19 protein-coding genes are annotated in these 18556 nt (G+C 43.6%); 5 read left to right on the top strand and 14 right to left on the bottom strand.

The window, feature by feature from the left end; translation table 11 throughout:
- Window positions 1–478 precede the first annotated feature (478 nt).
- Window positions 479–1885 carry an MFS transporter gene (locus KTE19_RS08770; protein WP_217164632.1) on the bottom strand — a complete coding sequence of 469 codons (1407 nt, stop codon included), beginning with the start codon at window positions 1883–1885 and terminating at the stop codon, window positions 479–481.
- Between the two features lie 23 nt (window positions 1886–1908).
- On the bottom strand, window positions 1909–2868 hold the full coding sequence (locus KTE19_RS08765; protein ID WP_217164630.1) for a LacI family DNA-binding transcriptional regulator: 960 nt from the start codon (window positions 2866–2868) through the stop codon (window positions 1909–1911).
- A gap of 144 nt (window positions 2869–3012) precedes the next feature.
- Here KTE19_RS08765 and KTE19_RS08760 point away from each other — a divergent pair, with 144 nt between their 5' ends.
- Entirely contained in the window at window positions 3013–3567 is a 555-nt protein-coding gene (locus KTE19_RS08760; protein WP_217164628.1) for a hypothetical protein, read from the top strand.
- A 316-nt stretch (window positions 3568–3883) separates the two neighbouring features.
- On the opposite strand, the gene KTE19_RS08755 is transcribed toward KTE19_RS08760, so the two are convergent.
- A complete protein-coding gene (locus KTE19_RS08755; RefSeq protein ID WP_217342098.1) occupies window positions 3884–5284 on the bottom strand; it encodes an MFS transporter in 1401 nt (466 codons plus the stop codon).
- Between the two features lie 201 nt (window positions 5285–5485).
- On the opposite strand from KTE19_RS08755, the gene KTE19_RS08750 reads away from it, so the two are divergent.
- Entirely contained in the window at window positions 5486–5977 is a 492-nt protein-coding gene (locus tag KTE19_RS08750; protein ID WP_217164624.1) for an RrF2 family transcriptional regulator, read from the top strand.
- Between the two features lie 421 nt (window positions 5978–6398).
- Here the strand turns inward: KTE19_RS08750 and cobT are convergent, their stop codons facing one another.
- Complete coding sequence (gene cobT, locus KTE19_RS08745; RefSeq protein ID WP_217342097.1) at window positions 6399–7448, bottom strand: nicotinate-nucleotide--dimethylbenzimidazole phosphoribosyltransferase; 1050 nt, start codon at window positions 7446–7448, stop codon at window positions 6399–6401.
- A 196-nt stretch (window positions 7449–7644) separates the two neighbouring features.
- A complete protein-coding gene (locus KTE19_RS08740) occupies window positions 7645–8973 on the bottom strand; it encodes a C1 family peptidase (RefSeq protein ID WP_217342096.1) in 1329 nt (442 codons plus the stop codon).
- 193 nt (window positions 8974–9166) lie between these two features.
- Between KTE19_RS08740 and KTE19_RS08735 the strand changes: the two genes are divergently transcribed.
- Window positions 9167–9454, top strand: a complete 288-nt coding sequence (locus tag KTE19_RS08735; RefSeq protein WP_217165129.1) for a type II toxin-antitoxin system RelB/DinJ family antitoxin — start codon at window positions 9167–9169, stop codon at window positions 9452–9454.
- A complete protein-coding gene (locus KTE19_RS08730) occupies window positions 9444–9794 on the top strand; it encodes a putative type II toxin-antitoxin system PemK/MazF family toxin (RefSeq protein ID WP_217165127.1) in 351 nt (116 codons plus the stop codon). The genes KTE19_RS08735 and KTE19_RS08730 overlap by 11 nt, the downstream gene beginning before the upstream one ends.
- 78 nt (window positions 9795–9872) lie before the next feature.
- Here KTE19_RS08730 and KTE19_RS08725 read toward each other — a convergent pair whose 3' ends face one another.
- The 3 genes from KTE19_RS08725 to KTE19_RS08715 are packed head-to-tail and all read right to left on the bottom strand — an operon-like array spanning window position 9873 to window position 11771.
- Complete coding sequence (locus KTE19_RS08725; protein ID WP_217165125.1) at window positions 9873–10385, bottom strand: ECF transporter S component; 513 nt, start codon at window positions 10383–10385, stop codon at window positions 9873–9875.
- Window positions 10385–10972 (bottom strand): TIGR01440 family protein, encoded by a 588-nt coding sequence (locus KTE19_RS08720; RefSeq protein ID WP_217165123.1) that lies wholly within the window; start codon window positions 10970–10972, stop codon window positions 10385–10387. The genes KTE19_RS08725 and KTE19_RS08720 overlap by 1 nt, the downstream gene beginning before the upstream one ends.
- 4 nt (window positions 10973–10976) lie before the next feature.
- The gene (locus tag KTE19_RS08715) at window positions 10977–11771 is read right to left on the bottom strand and encodes a PfkB family carbohydrate kinase (RefSeq protein WP_217165121.1); all 795 of its coding nucleotides are present in this window, start codon (window positions 11769–11771) and stop codon (window positions 10977–10979) included.
- Between the two features lie 456 nt (window positions 11772–12227).
- Here KTE19_RS08715 and KTE19_RS08710 point away from each other — a divergent pair, with 456 nt between their 5' ends.
- A complete protein-coding gene (locus KTE19_RS08710; protein ID WP_217165118.1) occupies window positions 12228–13400 on the top strand; it encodes an MFS transporter in 1173 nt (390 codons plus the stop codon).
- A 169-nt stretch (window positions 13401–13569) separates the two neighbouring features.
- Here the strand turns inward: KTE19_RS08710 and dsdA are convergent, their stop codons facing one another.
- The 6 genes from dsdA to KTE19_RS08680 all read right to left on the bottom strand — a co-directional run bounded on the left by dsdA (window position 13570) and on the right by KTE19_RS08680 (window position 18180).
- Window positions 13570–14874, bottom strand: coding sequence for a D-serine ammonia-lyase (gene dsdA, locus KTE19_RS08705; RefSeq protein WP_217342095.1), 1305 nt, complete (start codon window positions 14872–14874; stop codon window positions 13570–13572).
- Window positions 14875–15004: 130 nt separating this feature from the next.
- Window positions 15005–15607 (bottom strand): DUF6612 family protein, encoded by a 603-nt coding sequence (locus KTE19_RS08700; RefSeq protein WP_217342094.1) that lies wholly within the window; start codon window positions 15605–15607, stop codon window positions 15005–15007.
- On the bottom strand, window positions 15585–15743 hold the full coding sequence (locus KTE19_RS08695) for a hypothetical protein (RefSeq protein WP_217342093.1): 159 nt from the start codon (window positions 15741–15743) through the stop codon (window positions 15585–15587). Before KTE19_RS08695 ends, KTE19_RS08700 begins: the two co-directional genes overlap by 23 nt.
- Window positions 15744–16107: 364 nt before the next feature.
- Window positions 16108–16632: a hypothetical protein gene (locus KTE19_RS08690; RefSeq protein ID WP_217165113.1), complete on the bottom strand. Its 525-nt coding sequence runs from the start codon at window positions 16630–16632 to the stop codon at window positions 16108–16110.
- Window positions 16633–16737: 105 nt separating this feature from the next.
- Complete coding sequence (locus tag KTE19_RS08685; RefSeq protein ID WP_217342092.1) at window positions 16738–17418, bottom strand: AAA family ATPase; 681 nt, start codon at window positions 17416–17418, stop codon at window positions 16738–16740.
- A 12-nt stretch (window positions 17419–17430) separates the two neighbouring features.
- On the bottom strand, window positions 17431–18180 hold the full coding sequence (locus KTE19_RS08680) for a hypothetical protein (RefSeq protein ID WP_217342091.1): 750 nt from the start codon (window positions 18178–18180) through the stop codon (window positions 17431–17433).
- Between the last annotated feature and the right edge of the window lie 376 nt (window positions 18181–18556).

Here is an 18556-nt window from a genome sequence, read left to right as displayed (position 1 = left end):
GTGAGCGGATCCAAGCGATTAGAGATCGGAGTGTAAGTCGCCTCGAACGGAAATTCTGGTTTTGGGAATTTTTGTTCGAGGCGCTTACATGCAGATCTCTGCTTGGAGGAGCTGTCCTAAAATAAAGTGAGCGGATCCAGGCGGTTAGCAACCGGAGCGTAAGTCTCCTTTGGCAGGAATCCCTGATTCTGGGATTTTTGCCAAAGGTGCTTTCGTGCAGGTTGCTGCCTGGAACAGCTGTCCTAAAAATAAGTGAGCGCACCAAAGCGGTTAATAACCGGAACATAAGTCTCCACAAGCGGAAATCCTGGTTCTGGATTTTTGTTGGTGGTGCTTATGTGCAGGCTATTGCTTTGAGAAGCTGTCCTAAATCAGTGAGCGCACCAAAGCGGAATTCATATAAGCCTTCCAATCCGAAAATCAAAGGCTCCTCAACAACCGTCCCATTCTGGGAAATGATTGCTGAGGAGCCTTTTGATCAAGCAGTCTTCTTCCGCTTGTGATACAGCACGATCCTCAGTAAGCTAATCGCCACCAGAATCATCCCTAAGGCAATTTGATACGCAAAATGCATCCCCCCAACAAACCAAGCCGGATGCGCATCTGGGTAAGTGGTGATCCGTTTACCACCCTGCAGACTGATCCCAAAATACAGTAATGAGGTTGCCAGTGCCAAACCGATTGCCATCCCCAAATTTCGACCGAGGGCAGCAATGGAGCCGGCAATCCCCTGAAATTCTGGGGCAGCATTTCCCATGATCATCGGATTGTTCTGGAACGCTCCGTTGGCAGTCCCGAACAGCGCCAGACCAATTACCAGCCAAGCAAGCGACCACTGAGGCTGAATCACCATAAATATGATTTCAGGAATTAAAAAAATAAATAGTGCGTAAAATGACACCTTCTCCGCTCCAATTCGATCGGCAATATAGCCACCGGTGGGGGCACTGAAAATATTGAGAATTGGGACGGCCATCAAGATGATTCCGGCAACCGCTGAGGATAGCAGCAAGCGATCCTGCAAATAAAACGGCATGATGACATTATTGAAGTAACCGCAGGCATAGACCAACATCGCCGACAAGATTCCAAAGCTAAAGCCCAAGTTGTGGAAGATTCTCAGATCAATCAGTGGTTCCGGCACCTGGTGCTCAACCACTACAAAGATTACCAGAAGGATTCCCGTGACCACCAACAAGCCTATAATTCTTAAATCACCAAAGCCAATTACTTGGCCCCAGAAGATCATCAAGAAAAACGCGATGACCATCCCTGCATAGGCGATAAATCCCGGAAAATCAATTTTGATTCGTTGCTGAGGCATTGGCGCATGGGGGAAGAAATGATGCCCTAGTATGTAAGCAATAATCCCAATTGGCACGTTGACAAAGAAAATAAAATGCCAGTTAAACCAGGTTAAAATTAAGCCCCCAACCCCTGGGCCAGCGATATTGCCGATTTGGACAAATGAACTGTTTACCCCAAGGGCTAATCCGTGTTTATTAGGTGGGAAAATGTCGGTAATGATGCTAAAGTTAGTCGCCATCGTCATCGATGCCCCGAGCGCTTGAATCACTCTCGCCCCTAGAATCATCGGCAAATTAACGCTAAGACCGCAAAAGAGTGATCCCAGGACAAAAATAATCGTTCCGGTTTGGAAAATTCGAACCCGGCCAATTTGATCTGACAGCTTGCCAAAGAAGATTAGTAAGACACAAATCAACACCAAATAGACTGACACGATCCATTCGGCTTGATTATTCAAAATATTGAGATCTCGTGACATCTTTGGAATCGCGATGTTCACAATACTGGCATCGATTGTTGACATGAAAGATACAATCGATGTCGACATCAGTAAAATCCATTGATTCTGTTGCTTCATGGGTCAACCTTCTATTCTGACAATTATTTTTGAATGGCATGACTCACAATGATGTGTTGTCGCTTGGGCTTCTCCGTTTGGAAGAGCAACTTTACAGCTGATCGACCCATTTCATTTGGGTTCAGGTCAACTGAATGAAAGTGCTGATCAGTCAGTTCATTCGGCAAAGAGTTGTTATACCCTACCACTTCGATTTCTCTGTCGGGATGAAGCAATTTAAATCGATGATAAACCTTCAAGCCGGTGAAATCATCAATTGCGACCACGCCATCCATTTGAGGATTTTCCTCGATAAATTGGTTAACCACAGCTTCATCATCATCGGGAACCGGAAAAATGACGGGTGTTTTATGAGCCAGCTTCATTTCTCGGAGATACCCGGATTTTCGGTCGATTTCGTAAGGCCAATTGTTCGTCGATTCCGCAAAAACAGGATTGTCGACATGGAGCCACTTCATTAAATAATCCACCCCATCCGCACCGGCTTCCACGTTATCATTATCAACGTACAACCAGTGCTGTCCCCCAGCTGGTTTTCCAATCGTAACAAATTCCACCGGCTCAGCTTGCAGCAGCTCAATCACCGGGTCATTTTCATGGGAATAAAGCAAAATAAACCGTTTGATTTGGGCACGGTTGATCATTGACTTCACGTTATCAAGCACTTGCTCAGTAGACTCGCCAATGGCCACTGATAGGACGTAATTGCGGGCGTTTAGCTGTTCGTTGATCCCTCGCAATAGGCCAACGTAAAAAATGTTATCGACCACCCGGTTGTTAACCGGGAAAATCACGCCGACCGAATTAGCCTCTTGATTCGTCAAGTTTCTGGCGTTGTAATTTGGCTGGTATCCCATGTCTTCAGCAACTTCTTTAACCTGGCGGCGGGTGCGGACACTAATTCGCTGATTATCATTAAGGGCTCGGGAAACGGTGGACACCGACAAGCCCAGTTTTTTTGCAATATCGCGAATCGTAGCCATAGCTTTGTACCTCTTATCTTCGTAGTTTGATGGGTCAAAAATTTCGATCACGTTAAAACTTTGTATCTTTTATTAATATTCAGCCATACTACTAGATTTTGCAAGTATTGTGTGATAATTTCATCATATGAGGTGATTACGAATATGAAAAAGAACAGATCATTAGCCGTTATTTTGACGGTTGTCGCAACATTTAGCCTATTTTTAGCTGGTTGTGGAAATTCTTCCAAAAAGAGTTCATCTAATAGCGACAGCGATAAGGCCAGCATGCAGAATCCCGTTAAGCATCAATCGGCCAAAGAAGCGTTGGTTTCCAACGACAATCTTTGGTATATGAACGGCTCAATTAACTATAAGAGTAAATCAGGCATCGACGCCTATAAGTTTGATAAGAAGAACAACACCGTCACCATTTACAGCGTTAATAAGATGTACAAGACCTACAGTCAGGCCAAGAAAGCTAATGATTTGGATAAACAGGGAACATTGAAGTATTCTTTCAAGAACGATTCTAAAGATCAACCAGTGATTTATATGAAGGGAAAGCTCTCAGATATCCCAATGGACCAGACTGTTTCCGTTAAGGACAAGGTTTCTGGAACGTACAAAGCAGCTAATTTGAAAGTTTCGGGTTATCAAGTTGTCCGCAATTTGGACGACGATCCCGCTAAACAAGTGTTGGTAACGCCTGCACAGTAAGTAGAGAGTGGTTTAAAAAGCAACTTGGCTTTTTATTCCTATATTGATAAAACCTGCGACAAACGGCTGATCCTCGCCATTTAAGCAAAAATTAGAATGATACGGGTAGCTAATCGTTATTAACGGTTAGCTTTTTTATATTCTTATATGCGACTGGTAACAACACAATCCAACCAAAGTCCAGCAACGATTACCACGTCCGGTAATTTTATAATCCCTTATTCGTCTAAAAAGGAGTCCAAACAGGGCTCCTTTTTTGATATCATTTTAAGTAATATTGCAGGTTTACAAATAGAAAAAAGTGGTCTGATCTCACTTAAAAATGCTTGGTATCTTCAGTGGTCGACTGGCCAACAAATTTCCATAATAGGAATGCAGCAACCAAGTATAAAATAACGTTCACAACAAAAGTCCCTTGAATAACTGCCGCCCAGTTTGACCCAAAATGAGTGATAATCATCCCCATTATCGCTGTCCCAAACAGACCGCCAATTTGTTTGTTGGCGTTTAAGGTTGCACCGGCAATACTAGAATACTGATTACCAGCTGCCTGCATCAATAAAGTCGTACTGGCTGGCACAACCACCCCAATGCCAATACTCATGATGGCAAAGTTGAGGATGATTGCCCAGATTGGAATTGGCTGAGCTAAGGATGAAACGCCTAACATCGCCATTGCACCAATTAGCGTCACGATCGTCGCACAGATTGCTAACTTTTGTGGGCCAATTTGGGTGGCATATTTGGTATAAAAGATATTACCAATGATGAGGACCGTCATCCCAGGTAGAATTAACAAACCAGCAACTAGCGATGACAAATGCAATGCCATCTGATAATAAAGGCCAAGAACCAGTACAATCCCATATAGCGACACATTGGTTAGAAAACCAACAAGATTAGTCGCCGTAAACTCTGGCTTTCTGAGTAAAATCTTTGGAATGATCGGTGCCGGACTATGGGTGACACGAATTATGAACCCAATTCCTAACAAGACAGCGGCAGCTAAGAACGCCAGAATTCGCCAACGCGCATAGCCAAATTGATTACCCTCGACCAGAAAAATCACTAAGCTGGAAATAACCAGAACCAGCAAAAAGTTACTTAAAACATCAATTTTTGCCCTTGAGTTTGGGGTGTCCCGCTGAACAGTCAGCAAAACATATGTAACGGTAATCAAGCCTAAGGGGACATTAATCAAAAACACGCTCCGCCAGCCAAAATATTGGATTAAGGTGCCGCCGATAAACGAACCAGTCCCAGTCGCCACCGAAATAATTGTCGTCCAGATGCCAAGCATTTTGGGAAATTCACCCGTATCCGAAAAGCTTCGGTAAAGAATTGCCATCGAGGCTGGCATAAATAACGCGGCACCTAATCCTTGAATAAACCGAAAACCGATCAAGAGATAAATATTGCCAGCCAACGAACAGCTGAGTGAGGCAATGACAAAGAGTAGCATTCCCGTCATCAACGTTTTCCGGGCGCCAAATTTGGTCGCTAAATTCCCCGCCAACAACAGGAACGTCCCAAGGGCTAGCGTGTAGGCATTAATAATCCAAACTGATTCACTAATCGACACCACTAGAAATTTCTTGATTTCCGGCACTGCTAAAACCACTCCGGTCGTATCCAGAACCGCCATGACAAATCCTAATGATAAAACAACTAGCAGCGTTAATGGTCTGGCTTTCGTTGCCTTGATACCTTCATCCATAACTTGAATCCTCCTAATTTTTTTTGAACCAACAATCGTGGAAAAGAATCCGTGATTGTTGTAAAATAATAGTCATAATTGAGATAAAAAATATCCCTAATTAATCTCAAAAAATCTCAATTAGCTATTCGAAACCATTGGGGATATCTTTTGTCTCTAATTAATAACTATTAATATAATTTTGCTAAAGGAGAATGTCAAGTGAAAATTTCGTCTGGTTTGGAGCAGAGCATCTACGTCTTATTAATTCTCTCAAGATTGCCTCAGGGTGCAGCCCTTAACTCGGCGGTCATCAGTGACCGTCTAAACGTTTCGCACTCCTATCTCAAAAAAATCATGAAATCTTTAGTTCATGAGGGACTGGTCAATTCAACTACAGGTAAAAATGGTGGTTTCTCCCTCTCACGACCAATTGATAAAATCAACTTATATCAAGTTTTTGGTGCAATTGAGGGAAAGGGCAGCATTTTTAACAGTCAGTACCTGATCAACGATTTTATTGAGGGCAAAGATGATGGCAACGAAAAAGAATGCGTGATTTCATCCGTAATGGATACGGTCGAAGAAAAACTCAGGACTTCATTAGAGTCGGTTCCGCTATCTCAGATAATGAGTAACATCAAGAAGACCTATGATGTCGGCCAACTGGATCAATGGATTACTGAAGTAACCAGTGGAACTGGAGTTAAGTAAGTAATTGAAATGATAATGGATTATAAAAAACGCGAGCCAAGATTGGTGTTAGCTCACGTTTTTTTAAATATTTATTCATGATCATATGAACCGAACAATAACTAAAAAGTCATTAGTCAGGTCCCTGATTATCCGGTATCATTAAAAAGCCGTCCGCCTTTTCTACAACTCATCATTTGTAGAAGGGAGGTGTTATTTAAGGCTTCCCTGTTAATCCAGTTATCCATCGCTATCTTGGCTGGCATTATTGTAACACTTTTCGCCAAATGGTTGAATAAACATTAGTTTTATGAAGGACGGCATATTTCAACCATTCTACATAAAAAAGGAACCCCTGACCGGGTTCCTTTTTGCGTATCTATGACTTCCCTTGTCATCTTGAATAATATCCAATAAAAGGCTAAGTGTCAAACAAGTTTACCTAGTTTTCATACTCAAAGTTCAAATCCTGCAACGTATTCATATTAACCAATACCGATTGAATATCATCGATCAGCGCCAGGGCAACCACAGCACCAGAGCCTTCACCGACTGCCATTCCTAACTGAAGTAACGGCTTTAAATCGAGATAATCCAGCACCCGTTGCGCCCCCTTTTCACCAGACAAATGAGAAGCAATCAGGTGACCAGTAATATCAGGATAAAAGGCTTTGGCCAACACCGCAGCGGCATCTGAAATGAAGCCATCCATAATGACCGGCACGCCGACTTCTGCCCCGGCAATCATCGTCCCCACTGTCGCCCCAATTTCAAAGCCGCCCACCTTGCTTAAGACGCCAAGTGGATCTGCTTTGTCTGGCCTGCGAGCAGTCAAAATATCTTTGATGACTTGCTTCTTGTGCTCAAACTGCTTCACCGAAATATCAGATCCCTTATCCACAACGTCATCGACCGGCAGTGCAAGCATCGTTGACACAATCGCCGATGATGCACTGGTATTGCCGAGACCAACTTCGCCTAGCAACAACAACTGGTTGCCGTCAGCGATTGCCTGCTTGGCATTGTCATAGCCGGTTTGAATTGACTTAACAGCATCTTGCCGACTCATCGCATCGCTTGTCAGCATGTTCTTGGTGCCGCGCTGAATCTTCTCGTTCACCATCTTGGTTGTCTGATAGCCCCCAGCCAGACCAATATCAAACACCTTGACTTCACAACGATTCCGCATTGCCAAGGCGTTCACGCAAGCGTGACCTTCCGCGACGTTCGCCGACAAAACGTTGGAAAGCGGTTCTGACGTCGCCGACACCGCCTCTGAAACAATCCCATGATCGGCACAGTATACCAAGCAGATCCGTTTATCAATTTTCAAATCAGTGGTTTCTTGAATCCCAGCCAACTTATCAGCCAATCGTTCCAGCTGGCCCAGTCCCTTAATTGGTTTGGACAAATTATCCAGCTTATCCTGCATCTCGGCCTGAGCCGCCTTAGAAATTGCGTGGAGTTGAATTTGATCAAATGGTTTTTGCATTTCGGTTGCCTTCTTCGTCAATAATTTAGTCATACAAGCTTAGTTTAACCAGGCCAGAAACCGATTACAATTGAAAAAAATCTCAGCTGCTGATAATGAACAATAATATGCTATTTCATGCCCACTTACTCTGAAAAACACAAAAAAACACCACCCGAAGATCATTCAAGTGATGCCACAGTTAATTTTATCTTCATTAAGCCAATGAATCCCATGCTGGCAATTCAACTGGTGCTTGTTTGAGTAAGGCTTGCTGCTCTTGAGTCAGATACTTCTTGTGCACCACGACTTCATAAACATAGTCGTTCATCCAGTCGTCGCTCATGGTGAAGTAGCCTTTGACGCCGTTCTTGTCACCCCAAGAATTTTCAACCTTCCACTTGGTTGACTTGCCGTCATCGTCCAAGTCCACCCCAGCTAAGGTCATTGCGTGGGACACCTCGGCTTGGTGATAGGCCAATCGGTTGGCCTTGTCCATTTCCAAGTTAGTTCCAAATAAGTCTGAGTAGCGATACAAATGACTATCCAAGTAACCTTTTTTACGATCCATTTGTTCCAAGACATCGTTGCCGAACCAAACTGTCTCACCGTCTTTAAGCTGAGCGATCGCGGCCTGCTTTAACGTTGCCATTGGCAGGTTCAAAAATTCGATCTGCTTGCCGCCGACCACGTTGTCCTCGCTGGGCATTGAATACAGTTTATTCAACGGCTTATCCGGCGAATTAGTGGCAACCACGTAATCATCTAAGTCAACACCAAAGTATTGGTCATAAAATTCCTGAGGCGTTAATCCCGAGATCTTGTGGTACTTTTTATCATCATCCAGATATTCAAAGTCAACAGTTGTTGGCGGCTCGCCAAACGAATAAGCGGTGATTCGATAGACTTCGCTCAACATCTGTTTACGGGCAGCCGCAATTTCTTTATCAGATTTCTGGGCATTCACCATGTCCCGTAACTTCATCCCGTCAATTCGCAGTTTGCGATTCATCACCGTGTCGAAAGCACCGGTATTTTCCACGTTACTGGTTTCTGGATACTGGCTCACCGGCATCACGCCGTACTTTTGAACCAAGGCAGCCGCCATTGCCCATTGACCGCCATCACCACCGGGGAGACTCAAATAAAAGTCAACTTCTCGATCATCGGCTGGCCGCGTTGCCGTTGCCAAAATGTGATCATAAAAAATGTTGGCTTCTTCGATCTTGTCCCAGAAGAACAAGTACTTTTGGGATAAGTTGAAGTCCTTGACCTTATACTTCTTCGCGAACCCATGCCGCAACGTGTTGACCAACGAAAACAGCCAGCAGCGGCCACTTTGTTTCTGATTGGTCACTGAACCAGTCTGCAAGTCAACGGAGAAGACTGGATCCAACCGAACTTCGGCGTCCGGATCCTGAGCAGTCTGGTTAATCCCGTTTTGCGTCACAATTCGGGACAGTAAATCGCTTTTAGGGGCCTGCTTAAAATCTGTGTGTAGTCGATCAAAATCTTGTTTATCTAACGAATTTGTTAATTGATCCATTGGAATGATCCTTTCTAAATATGATATTTTTGAAACTTGTCATTATGATATAGGTTGATTACCAATCATGCTGACAGGATGAATTTGCAGTCATAGATAAGTACATATTAATTTTAATAGTATTCAAAATATAGTATAATACCATTGTATCCAATCTAAGAATAAAATACGTCATCAAAAGGAAGTGGCACTCATGGCTATCAAAGAAAAGCCAAAGAAAAAGATTCAGGTTAATATTGACAGAGATATTGCCAACCAGGCCGAACAGGTTTTTAATGAAATCGGCCTTAATCAAACCAGTGCGCTAACTGCGTTTTACAAAAAGGTGATTGCCGAGGGCGGGATGCCGTTTGATTTAAAAATGACTGACACCCAAAAAGCGACCCTATCCATTCTTAACAATACCAAAGATACGCCAATGCATACCTTTAAAGATGCAAAGGAAGTTCAGAAATGGCTGGATAATCCGGATGAAGACTAATGATATTGTCAGTTTATACGTCAGTTTTGTTGAAACGGGTAGTGGCAAGAAAAGGCCTGTTCTTGTGAGAACCATCAATGACAAGTACATTCAAGCCTTCAAAATTACGACAAAGTATCACAATAAGTCCCCTCACATTCAGCGTCAATATTTTCATATCCATGACTGGCGTCAAGCTGGTCTGTACAAGGAGTCATGGGTTGATATTGGTCAAATTTTGAATTTCCCAAAAATCGGGTTAACTTTTAAGACTATTGGTCGTTTATCTAATCAAGATATCCTAAACCTTGACACGTTTATCAAAAATTTCAAGTTAAGCTCTCATAAAGATGAGTTGTGAAGCCCAAGGATGAAGCAAATTGTCATAATTTGTTTCATCCTTTTTGGTCTCCAAAACTTGTTATTCTGACGAAACTACCTAGATTCGTTTCCTTAACTTAGGAGTCACCAAGTAAGCAATCACCGCACCCACCAGTCCTTGAATCAGGTTAGTGCCAATGCCGACAAGCCCGGCGTACATCGTATACAGAACCGAATCGGCCACAAAATAGCCGATGACCATGATCACAATTCCAACACTGACTGCGATTAATTTGGTCCATTTCTTATCGGTATTTTTTCCCGCGATCAGGCCAACGATCAGCCCTTCTGCACCGTGAACGATCAGTGAGAACCACATATACTGGCCATATCCGGAAATCAGGTCCAGTAGAAAACCACTGGCACCACCGACAACTCCACCAACTCTCGGTCCAAGTAGCAGGGCACTAATAAAAATTCCGGCATCACATAAGTTGACATTACCGTGGGTCATTGGAACAGGAATGATAAAGAAGCGACTAATCGCAACCGTCACCGCAATGAACATCGCTGTTAGGACTACCTTAAAAATATCTGTGCTTACCTTGCCGCCAACACTTTTTCGATCCATCAACTCATTCCTCCTAATATGTCATCTTCTTTGTTTGCTGATGTAAACTCGTACTTTGCGCGTTCGCCGCCAATCAATTTTGGCCGAGACGCTAAACAAACCACGTTGGCTGCACCCACCTGGCGGTGACTCATTCGGATTGGAATTTGAACATACTTGACGTGCATCCCAATTTCTGTGCCACCAATATCGATGCCACCAAATGCAGTAATATGTTCAACCTCAACTGGATCGCGCATCTTTTCGTACGCCGCTACTTGCGTTCCCCCGCCGGCATGCATGGCCGGAACCACGGACACAATTTCCAAGTCATGCTTTTCGGCAACTGACCGCTCAACCAATAAGGCGCGATTGATGTGTTCGCAGCCCTGAATGGCAAGGTTGATGTGCCGGGGAACCAAGAACTTGTTTAAGGTGTCCACAACTGCATTGCCAACATCTAACCGAGAATTCGTCCCTTTCCAGTCACCACTAATCTCACTGGTGCTGCAGCCCACAACAAACAACCCATTTTCTGGAAATTTCACCTTATCAAAATATTCAGTCAACACGGTGCCCAAATCATCTTTAATCGTTTGGAGTAACATATTGTCACACTTCTTCCCTATTTTGGCCGAGCGTAAATCTGGCAACATCATACAACGTTTTGGTTAAATCTAGTCCATATTTTCGATCACTTGTCGGTCGATGATTGGTTTGGACAACCGCTTCGTAAGTTCCGAAGACCGCCCGTTTTACAGCAGCTTCGAAGTTCATTTCAAAGTTCAGGTAGCCACCTAGCAACGCCGCAAACAGATCACCGGTCCCATAAAAGTGACCTGGCAGGATCGGTGAGCTGATCCAAATGAGTTTGCCTTCCTTCAAAAAGCAGCTGCCAATCCCACCATCCCGTTTAACCCCGGTGATAATCACCGTGGCCTTGGTATCACAGGCGTGAATTGCGGCGATCAATTGGTCATCGGTTGATTGTTCCGTTGGGTTGGTTCCGCTCAAAAGCCCTAATTCGGTGACGTTAGGGGTGATTACGGTTGCAATCCTGACCAGTTGCTTGATCGCATTAAGATAATCCGCATCAAAGCCAGCGTACATTTCGCCCCGGTCACCCATTACCGGATCAATCAGAATCCGTTTTAAATTCAATTGAGTCAGGTGATCAGCCAGTTGGCGACACGTTTGAGTCTTACCAACATAGCCAATCACCGTGGATCCAATATTCAAGTCTGTCAAATGATCCCAATGTTTGAAAGCCTTGGTCATCCATTCATCCAGGTTCAGAATAGCAGGCTTACCAAATCCTTCACTTTGAGTCGATAAAATCTCAGTTGGCACGGCCACTGTTTGAATCCCAAACGCGGCAAATGTTGAAATAGCAGCAGTTATTGACATTCTCCCAACCGCAGAAAAGTCCTCAGCAACCAACAATTTTGAATCAAAGATACTATCACTCCTTCAGCGAAACCTATTACGAACAATTGTACCGCATTTGCGGGCGGAAATTAACGGTTTACACATTATCCTCTCATAAGCACAGGTTAAGTATACCAAGTTGAGTAGTAGTTACCAATTCTTTTTTGAGTAAGTGATCTATTTTCAAAAGAAGTAGAAATAGATCCGTCTCAAGTAGCAAAAGTCCGTCTCTGCCTCACTCAATTTTGGTGTAACAAAATTCGTTTACTTCTTGCCCTCTTTCACATTAAAAGGTATGATTTTATTAATATATTTCTCATAATTTATGATAGGAGTGATATGATGCTCGCCTGGATTAGCCTGCAACACAGCATCATCGAGATCCAAGCACTTCAGTTAACCGTTTTCTAATTCAATAAACTGGAGTGCATTAAAATGAAAATTAACTATCCGACTAACATTGCCAAAGGCTACACATACAGCTTTTTATCCTGGTTCGGGATTACCGGCCTGTGGGTCATGTATCTGCAGACTAAGGGCCTCAGCCTGGTTGAAATCGGCTTATGTGAGAGCATCTTTCACGTTGCCAGCTTTATCTTTGAAGTCCCTTCCGGCGTGTTAGCCGACCGCTTTTCGTACCGCTTCGATCTATTTTGGGGACGGGTCGCAGCGATTGTTTCCGCTTTGATCATGCTGCTTGGCCAAAATTTCTGGTTATTTGCCGTAGGATTTGTGCTGAACGCGTTATCGTATAATTTGCAATCGGGTACCATTGACGCCTTGCTTTATGATTCGCTAATCCCAGCCAAGTTGGCCGACAAGTATCCCAAAGTCGCCAGCAACGTTGACATTGTGATTGAATTTGCCGACACAGCGGGCATTGTGATTGCTGGATTCTTAGTCCATTGGTATTTTGAGCTAACCTATGTCATTTCAATCTTCGCGAGTTTCTTCGGTATCATCACCGTTCTCCTATTTAAGGAGCCTAGGATCACGAAACCAAAAGCAACTGCCGATCAACCGACCATCAAATCAATTGTGACCACTTCATGGCAGGTTTTAAAACACAATCACCAGCTGCGAAACTTGATGTTGTTTGATGCCTTCTTTGCCAGTATTTGTACGACCTACTACTATTATTTTCAGTCGTTAATGGAAACTGATTCTTTTTCTGGCTGGATGATCTCCGCATTGATGATTCTATCAGCGCTGATTAACATCGCGGGCATTCGAGTGACGCCTCAGATTCAGGCTCATTTTTCCAAACGCTCGTTAATCCTACTGTTAAGCTTGAGTCTGGTCGTTCTATTACTGTTGAGCTGGATTAACTCGACACCGCTATTGGTAGAGGTATTCTTGCTGTCACAACTATTAGGTGCCCTGATCACTCCAATCTTCAGCGATTATTACAATACCATGATTGCCTCTGAACAACGGGCCACCCTACTAAGTGTCGCGAGTGTCCTCTTCTCGATGGCGATGATTGTCATATTCCCAGCAATGGGCTGGTTAATCCAAAATCATGGTTTTTCAGCTGCGTTTGGCTTAATCGGCGTGGGTATGCTGATTATTTTAGTGCTGATGCAAAAGTCTTTCCGAACAAATTAAATATCGAAACTGGGATTCGGTATCCTGATCCTGGCACTTAAGCCAAAAGTCGCGTCATCAGTCCGATCTGGGAATGATGACGCGACTTGTTTGTTTAGTGGCAGAGATTAATAATTTATCACTTTTTCGGTTCCAACATGATAATGATTGAAATCATTTTCACTTTGGCTTATTTGTTTTCAAGTAGTGCCTTACCTTTGGCGTAGTTAACTTGCCGTTCACTCTCTGGCATCATACTGCCACCAGTTGCCCAAACGATATGAGTAGCATTAGCGGAATTAAAGGCTGGCACGTGGTCAATCAATGGCTCGATTGCTGTAAATCCAGCAGCTGCGGAAGGCTCAACCGTAATTTCTTGTGTATCGGTAAGCTGGGTGACGTAGCGGTAGATGGTCGGATCTTCAAAAGTTGCGCAACCAAACAGCAATGTCCGCATCACTTTACCAGCCAATCGCGATGGTCGGCCAACTGCCAACCCGTCGGCCGCAGTGAGGCCATCCAACCCAATATCATAAACGGAAATCTGATTATTGAGTCCGGTCATCATCCCCAATGTAACCGATGGTACGTGGGTCGGTTCGCAAAAGATGGCGTGAATATATGGACCAATAATCGTCTTTAGCCCAAACGTCACCCCACTGGGACTGCCGCCAACCCCAGCTGGCAGGTAAACCAAAACCGGATGGGTGCGGTCAACTTTGATATGACGCTGCTTAAATTGTTCCTGCAGCCGAACTGCGGCGACAGAATAGCCTAAGAACAGGTCAGTAGAACCTTCGTCATCAATAAAATGAACGGTTGGGTCTTTTTGGGCTGCGGTCCTGGCAATCGACACAACTTCAGAAAAGTTGGTTTGATACTCCATCACCGTAACCCCGTTGGCCCGCAACTTATCTTTCTTCCACTGTTTGGCGTCATGGGACATATAGACGGTGGTCTTGAAACCAAAAGTAGCGGCCATGATGCCGACACTGAGCGCCAGATTCCCAGTCGAAGCTACGGCGATTCCGTAGTGAGCAAAGAGTTGCTTATACTGGTCAGTGGCCAGAATACTGTAATCATCCATGTAGGCCAAGTCTGTATGTGCCATCGCAACCTCTTCAGCAAACTTCAGCACTTCATAAATCCCACCACGAGATTTGATGGAACCCGAAATCGGTAGTTCATTATCAGCCTTCAAATATAATTTGCCAGTTAAAGACTGATGATGATCCGCATTCCACTGTGCCTTCATCTGATCTAGTTCGATTAACGGTGACTCAATCACCCCATGCATACTGGCAGTTTCTGGGAATACCCGTTCCAAATAGGGTGCAAACCGTTCCCAGCGAGCTACCGCATCAAAAATATCGGCCTTGCTAAATGGCAGCTCAGCCCGCTGCCCATAATCTGGATTCTGCCAAAAAATGGGTTCTTGTGAAATCAATTGACTAATTTGTGGATGCTTTGTCACTAAAGATTGCTCAATTGTCATCGCTATCGTCCCCTGTAGTTCAATGTTTTAGGAATAGTATAGTGCTTAAAGCTTCCAACTGAGTGAGAGTTAAATTAAACTTTGTTAATTATTAAACATGCTACCAAAGCGGTGTGAATCACCTCACCCACTAAAAGCCTTGGGCCGCTTGTTGAATTGCTTGTGGCACCGTAAATTTTTTGACCTTGTTGATGTGATGATACGTGCCAGTTACCTTTTCAGTCACCGATTTCTTAGTGAGTTTGTCCCGATACTTCATTGAAATAAACGTTTTGGTGGGCAGTGACGTTTTTTTATTGAGGGTGTACCGATACTCGAAATGGGTAATCCGAACGTTTTTCAATGTCTTGTTGGCCTGCTTGCCAGCCTCAGAGACAATGATCTGTTTAGCTGCCTTCACCCCAGCTGGATTGACGCCTTTATATGAAAGTGTGTAGGTCTGGTCACGCTCTTTGAGTTTCAAATCTGATTTGAGATGCGTCAGGACGGCTGCGTTACCAGAAGCCGTCAATTGGCGTTTAAGTTGCTTGACCAATTCACTCTTCTGATTAACTTTGCCTTTATACCAAGTGTTTTCAGACTTCATATACATATTGTTCTGATCAAAATAGTAATGATCAACCAACTTACCACCGTTGCCCAGCGTGACCTTCATGATCATGGGGTTCAAGTGAAATTGACCGGAAACCAGGCCCGTGGTTGCCTGACCCTTATGGATCGTTTTGATAACCACTTTTAACTGACTTAACCGCCTTGATCGCCTTTTGAGCAATTTGGGTGGCACTTGGTTGATGATTAGCCTTCTTGGAACTACAGCCGGCTGTCAGGATGCCGAGGACAGCAACCGCCAAAACAACGAATTTTTTCATTTGGATCCCCCCAATAGTGATTATTTCTTTCATAATAGCATAGTCCAGAAGCAGGCGATACACATCGTCAGTTGGCTTTCATTGTTTCTTTACCGATTTGTTAATGCAAGTGCCAAACTGCTGATCTTAGTCAGTTAATCAAAATAAGGATGGTCATTAGTCTGCAAAGTGTTTATAAATGCAACTTAGCTTGCCATTCTTATATTGATAAAACTTGCGACAAACGGCTGATCCCAGCCATTTAAGCCAAAAAAGTAATGCATTCCAAAACCAGAACGCATTACTTTTTTCACTTAAATTCTGGGATCAAATCGCCTTTCGTCCCAATCTCATGATTGTTAAAAGTCATCAAAGAATCAATGGGTTATCCCGGATTAACCGTCGCCCAGAGAAACGCGTAGCCACAGACTAAGACAATTAATGGCAACCAATGGGCCAATAATACCTTTTTGGTAATTTTAGACCATCTATGGAAGTAGTAAACACTCCGACTGGATTTGACCCGCTCGATAATTTGAAACGCGGTAATCGTCGCACAATAGACCAATAAGGCATACACTAATATGAACGCAAAATCGGCCCCAATCCCAACTATACTACTGCCCATCGCGATAAACACAAGCTGCCAGATATAGGTAACCAACAAGCCAAAATAGACTAGGTTGGGAATCAAGATTGCAAAGCGGTATGGAATTAGTGAGAAAGCCACGTAAACAACCAACAACAGGATCCCTCGCAGCAACCCTTGTAAGATCCGACCGTCATTTCTCATAAATGTCACAGTAAGTGGCTGGGCTTTATATGTCATGGCACAGAAGACAATTGCTAAGGCCGCCCAGATGGCTAAAAATATGTAAGTTGATCGGTGTAATTTGAGGTTGGCTAACACGATAAAACTCCTTTGAAATAATGTGGGCCGACTATCTTTGCGGCTGTCCCTACTTATTTTACCAGATTATCAGTGCGCCCAAGTGATAAATTTTGAAAATCACCCTTACCCGGTCATACCATCTTGCTTAATATATGCATCACCGAGATTGTCTGTCCGTTGGGCTTCCAGAAACTCAGCCGGCGTTCCCATAAACCGAATTTTGCCATTCTCTAGAAATAGCAAATTATAATCATCGCTCGTAATATTCTGAAATTGGTGAGAAGTCATGATGACCTTCTTGCCTTGTTGATTCAACTCTCGAATTTTACTAATGGCGCGGTTCGCCATTTTTGGATCCAAGCCACTTTCTGGTTCGTCAAAAAGATAAAGTTCGCGATTCAAACGGGAAATGATGTCGATAATCACCAACCGTTTCTGGCCACCGGAAAGTTTGCCAAATTTAGTATTTGCAACTTTTGCGAGGCCATCCGGCAGATCGTCAATCGCAAATTTGTGGTTCGTGTTTTCGATTTCCATCACCATTTTGAATGTTTGAAACACGGTTGCTTCAGCCATGAAAGGAACCCCTTGCAGCTGATAAGCAATTTGCTTGAAATCCGGAAACCCAATGAAGTTTTCGGCGGGTCGCGGATTAACCGTTGAAATGAAATCTAATAACGTCGTCTTACCCGCACCATTTGGGCCCAGCAAAACGTTTACCTTGTCATCCGCAAAGTTTGCATTCAAATCATCGTATAATTGTCTGCCATCAGGTAACTGATAGCTGAAATGTGTAATTTCCATCCTATTTCTCCTTCAAGCCCGACTGGTAGATGAGTTGAGGCTCATGCGCGAGATAACCACGTTGCTCACAATCGTGTAAACCACCGCCACCACAGCCAACATCACTAAATAACTGACATGATGAGAAACCCCGGGAATCATCAGGATGTATGCTCTGATAATGAAGTTACCAGGATTGATCGCAGCCAAGACTGTATTTAAGGCAAATGACCCAGTCGAAATATAAGCCAAGGCCAACCCTAAAAAGATGTAGCCCGTCATCAAGGCGCCCATCGTTTGGACCTTAACCGGGGCAAGAAGAATCAGACTGGTGAAAAATGAAACAATTGGAATAATCAGGAAGTTGGCCAGCCAAGTCAGCGCCATAAATTCGATAACAGCTGGATCGACTCGATAAACAAGCGCCGCCACCACATCAAAGATTAAAATTTCAGCTTGAATAATAAAGATCTGGGGAATTAAGTTGGCATAGTAAATCAGCCGTTTATCACCGGCGATAAAGGTAAACATCTTCAAAAAGTTATTCTCCCGCATTGTGACGATTGCGGAAGTAATTTGGTTGATGACGCCCACCAGGACCATGTACGTCCAAAAGCCCGGAATCACATCGTAAAAATTGCGAACCGAATGAACGCTATTAGCGGTGAACGCATTGAACAGAAAATAAACTGTCGGAAATAACAAGGTGAATAGAAAAATTGCTTTGTCACTCAAAACAATATTGGTCTCGAACTTACTAAGCGCATAGAGCTTTTTAATCATGAATGTTTCCTTTCTTTGCCACAGCCAGATTAGAACATGAAAAGTTAGTGTGATCTGTATTTAACATGTTATCACCCCCCCATTTGGGGTCAATCACCATTTCTTATAATCTTAAATGCTTATTAGAAAAAATCAATAGCAAATCAGCAGCTGAGCCATCAACCAATTCCTGCTGATGCTGGCCATTTTGACAAAGAGTAGCTCAGACATCAGTCCGCCAAGTGTTCTTATATGTAGTTTGGCTTTCCATCTTTATATTGATAAAGCTTGCAACAAACGACTACCCCTTTTATTTAAGCTTGAATTTACACTTTAAGTGCAACACTAATTAAATAAAGAATGGCCCATGGCCAAATTTCTGTAAAATGATGTTTGC

Source organism: Lentilactobacillus dabitei, from assembly GCF_019061365.1.
GTDB lineage: Bacteria > Bacillota > Bacilli > Lactobacillales > Lactobacillaceae > Lentilactobacillus > Lentilactobacillus dabitei.
Note: the sequence above shows the minus strand (reverse complement) of the source record. Positions and strands in the feature narration are given on the sequence as shown.

What these genes read in the sequence shown, in the direction of transcription:
- KTE19_RS08770 (WP_217164632.1), bottom strand. Translation starts at nt 1,885, where the DNA reads ATGAAGCAACAGAATCAATGGATTTTACTGATGTCGACATCGATTGTA.
- KTE19_RS08765 (WP_217164630.1), bottom strand. Translation starts at nt 2,868, where the DNA reads ATGGCTACGATTCGCGATATTGCAAAAAAACTGGGCTTGTCGGTGTCC.
- KTE19_RS08760 (WP_217164628.1), top strand. Translation starts at nt 3,013, where the DNA reads ATGAAAAAGAACAGATCATTAGCCGTTATTTTGACGGTTGTCGCAACA.
- KTE19_RS08755 (WP_217342098.1), bottom strand. Translation starts at nt 5,284, where the DNA reads ATGGATGAAGGTATCAAGGCAACGAAAGCCAGACCATTAACGCTGCTA.
- cobT (WP_217342097.1), bottom strand. Translation starts at nt 7,448, where the DNA reads ATGCAAAAACCATTTGATCAAATTCAACTCCACGCAATTTCTAAGGCG.
- KTE19_RS08740 (WP_217342096.1), bottom strand. Translation starts at nt 8,973, where the DNA reads ATGGATCAATTAACAAATTCGTTAGATAAACAAGATTTTGATCGACTA.
- KTE19_RS08735 (WP_217165129.1), top strand. Translation starts at nt 9,167, where the DNA reads ATGGCTATCAAAGAAAAGCCAAAGAAAAAGATTCAGGTTAATATTGAC.
- KTE19_RS08730 (WP_217165127.1), top strand. Translation starts at nt 9,444, where the DNA reads ATGAAGACTAATGATATTGTCAGTTTATACGTCAGTTTTGTTGAAACG.
- KTE19_RS08725 (WP_217165125.1), bottom strand. Translation starts at nt 10,385, where the DNA reads ATGGATCGAAAAAGTGTTGGCGGCAAGGTAAGCACAGATATTTTTAAG.
- KTE19_RS08720 (WP_217165123.1), bottom strand. Translation starts at nt 10,972, where the DNA reads ATGTTACTCCAAACGATTAAAGATGATTTGGGCACCGTGTTGACTGAA.
- KTE19_RS08715 (WP_217165121.1), bottom strand. Translation starts at nt 11,771, where the DNA reads ATGTCAATAACTGCTGCTATTTCAACATTTGCCGCGTTTGGGATTCAA.
- KTE19_RS08710 (WP_217165118.1), top strand. Translation starts at nt 12,228, where the DNA reads ATGAAAATTAACTATCCGACTAACATTGCCAAAGGCTACACATACAGC.
- dsdA (WP_217342095.1), bottom strand. Translation starts at nt 14,874, where the DNA reads ATGACAATTGAGCAATCTTTAGTGACAAAGCATCCACAAATTAGTCAA.
- KTE19_RS08695 (WP_217342093.1), bottom strand. Translation starts at nt 15,743, where the DNA reads ATGAAAAAATTCGTTGTTTTGGCGGTTGCTGTCCTCGGCATCCTGACA.
- KTE19_RS08685 (WP_217342092.1), bottom strand. Translation starts at nt 17,418, where the DNA reads ATGGAAATTACACATTTCAGCTATCAGTTACCTGATGGCAGACAATTA.
- KTE19_RS08680 (WP_217342091.1), bottom strand. Translation starts at nt 18,180, where the DNA reads ATGATTAAAAAGCTCTATGCGCTTAGTAAGTTCGAGACCAATATTGTT.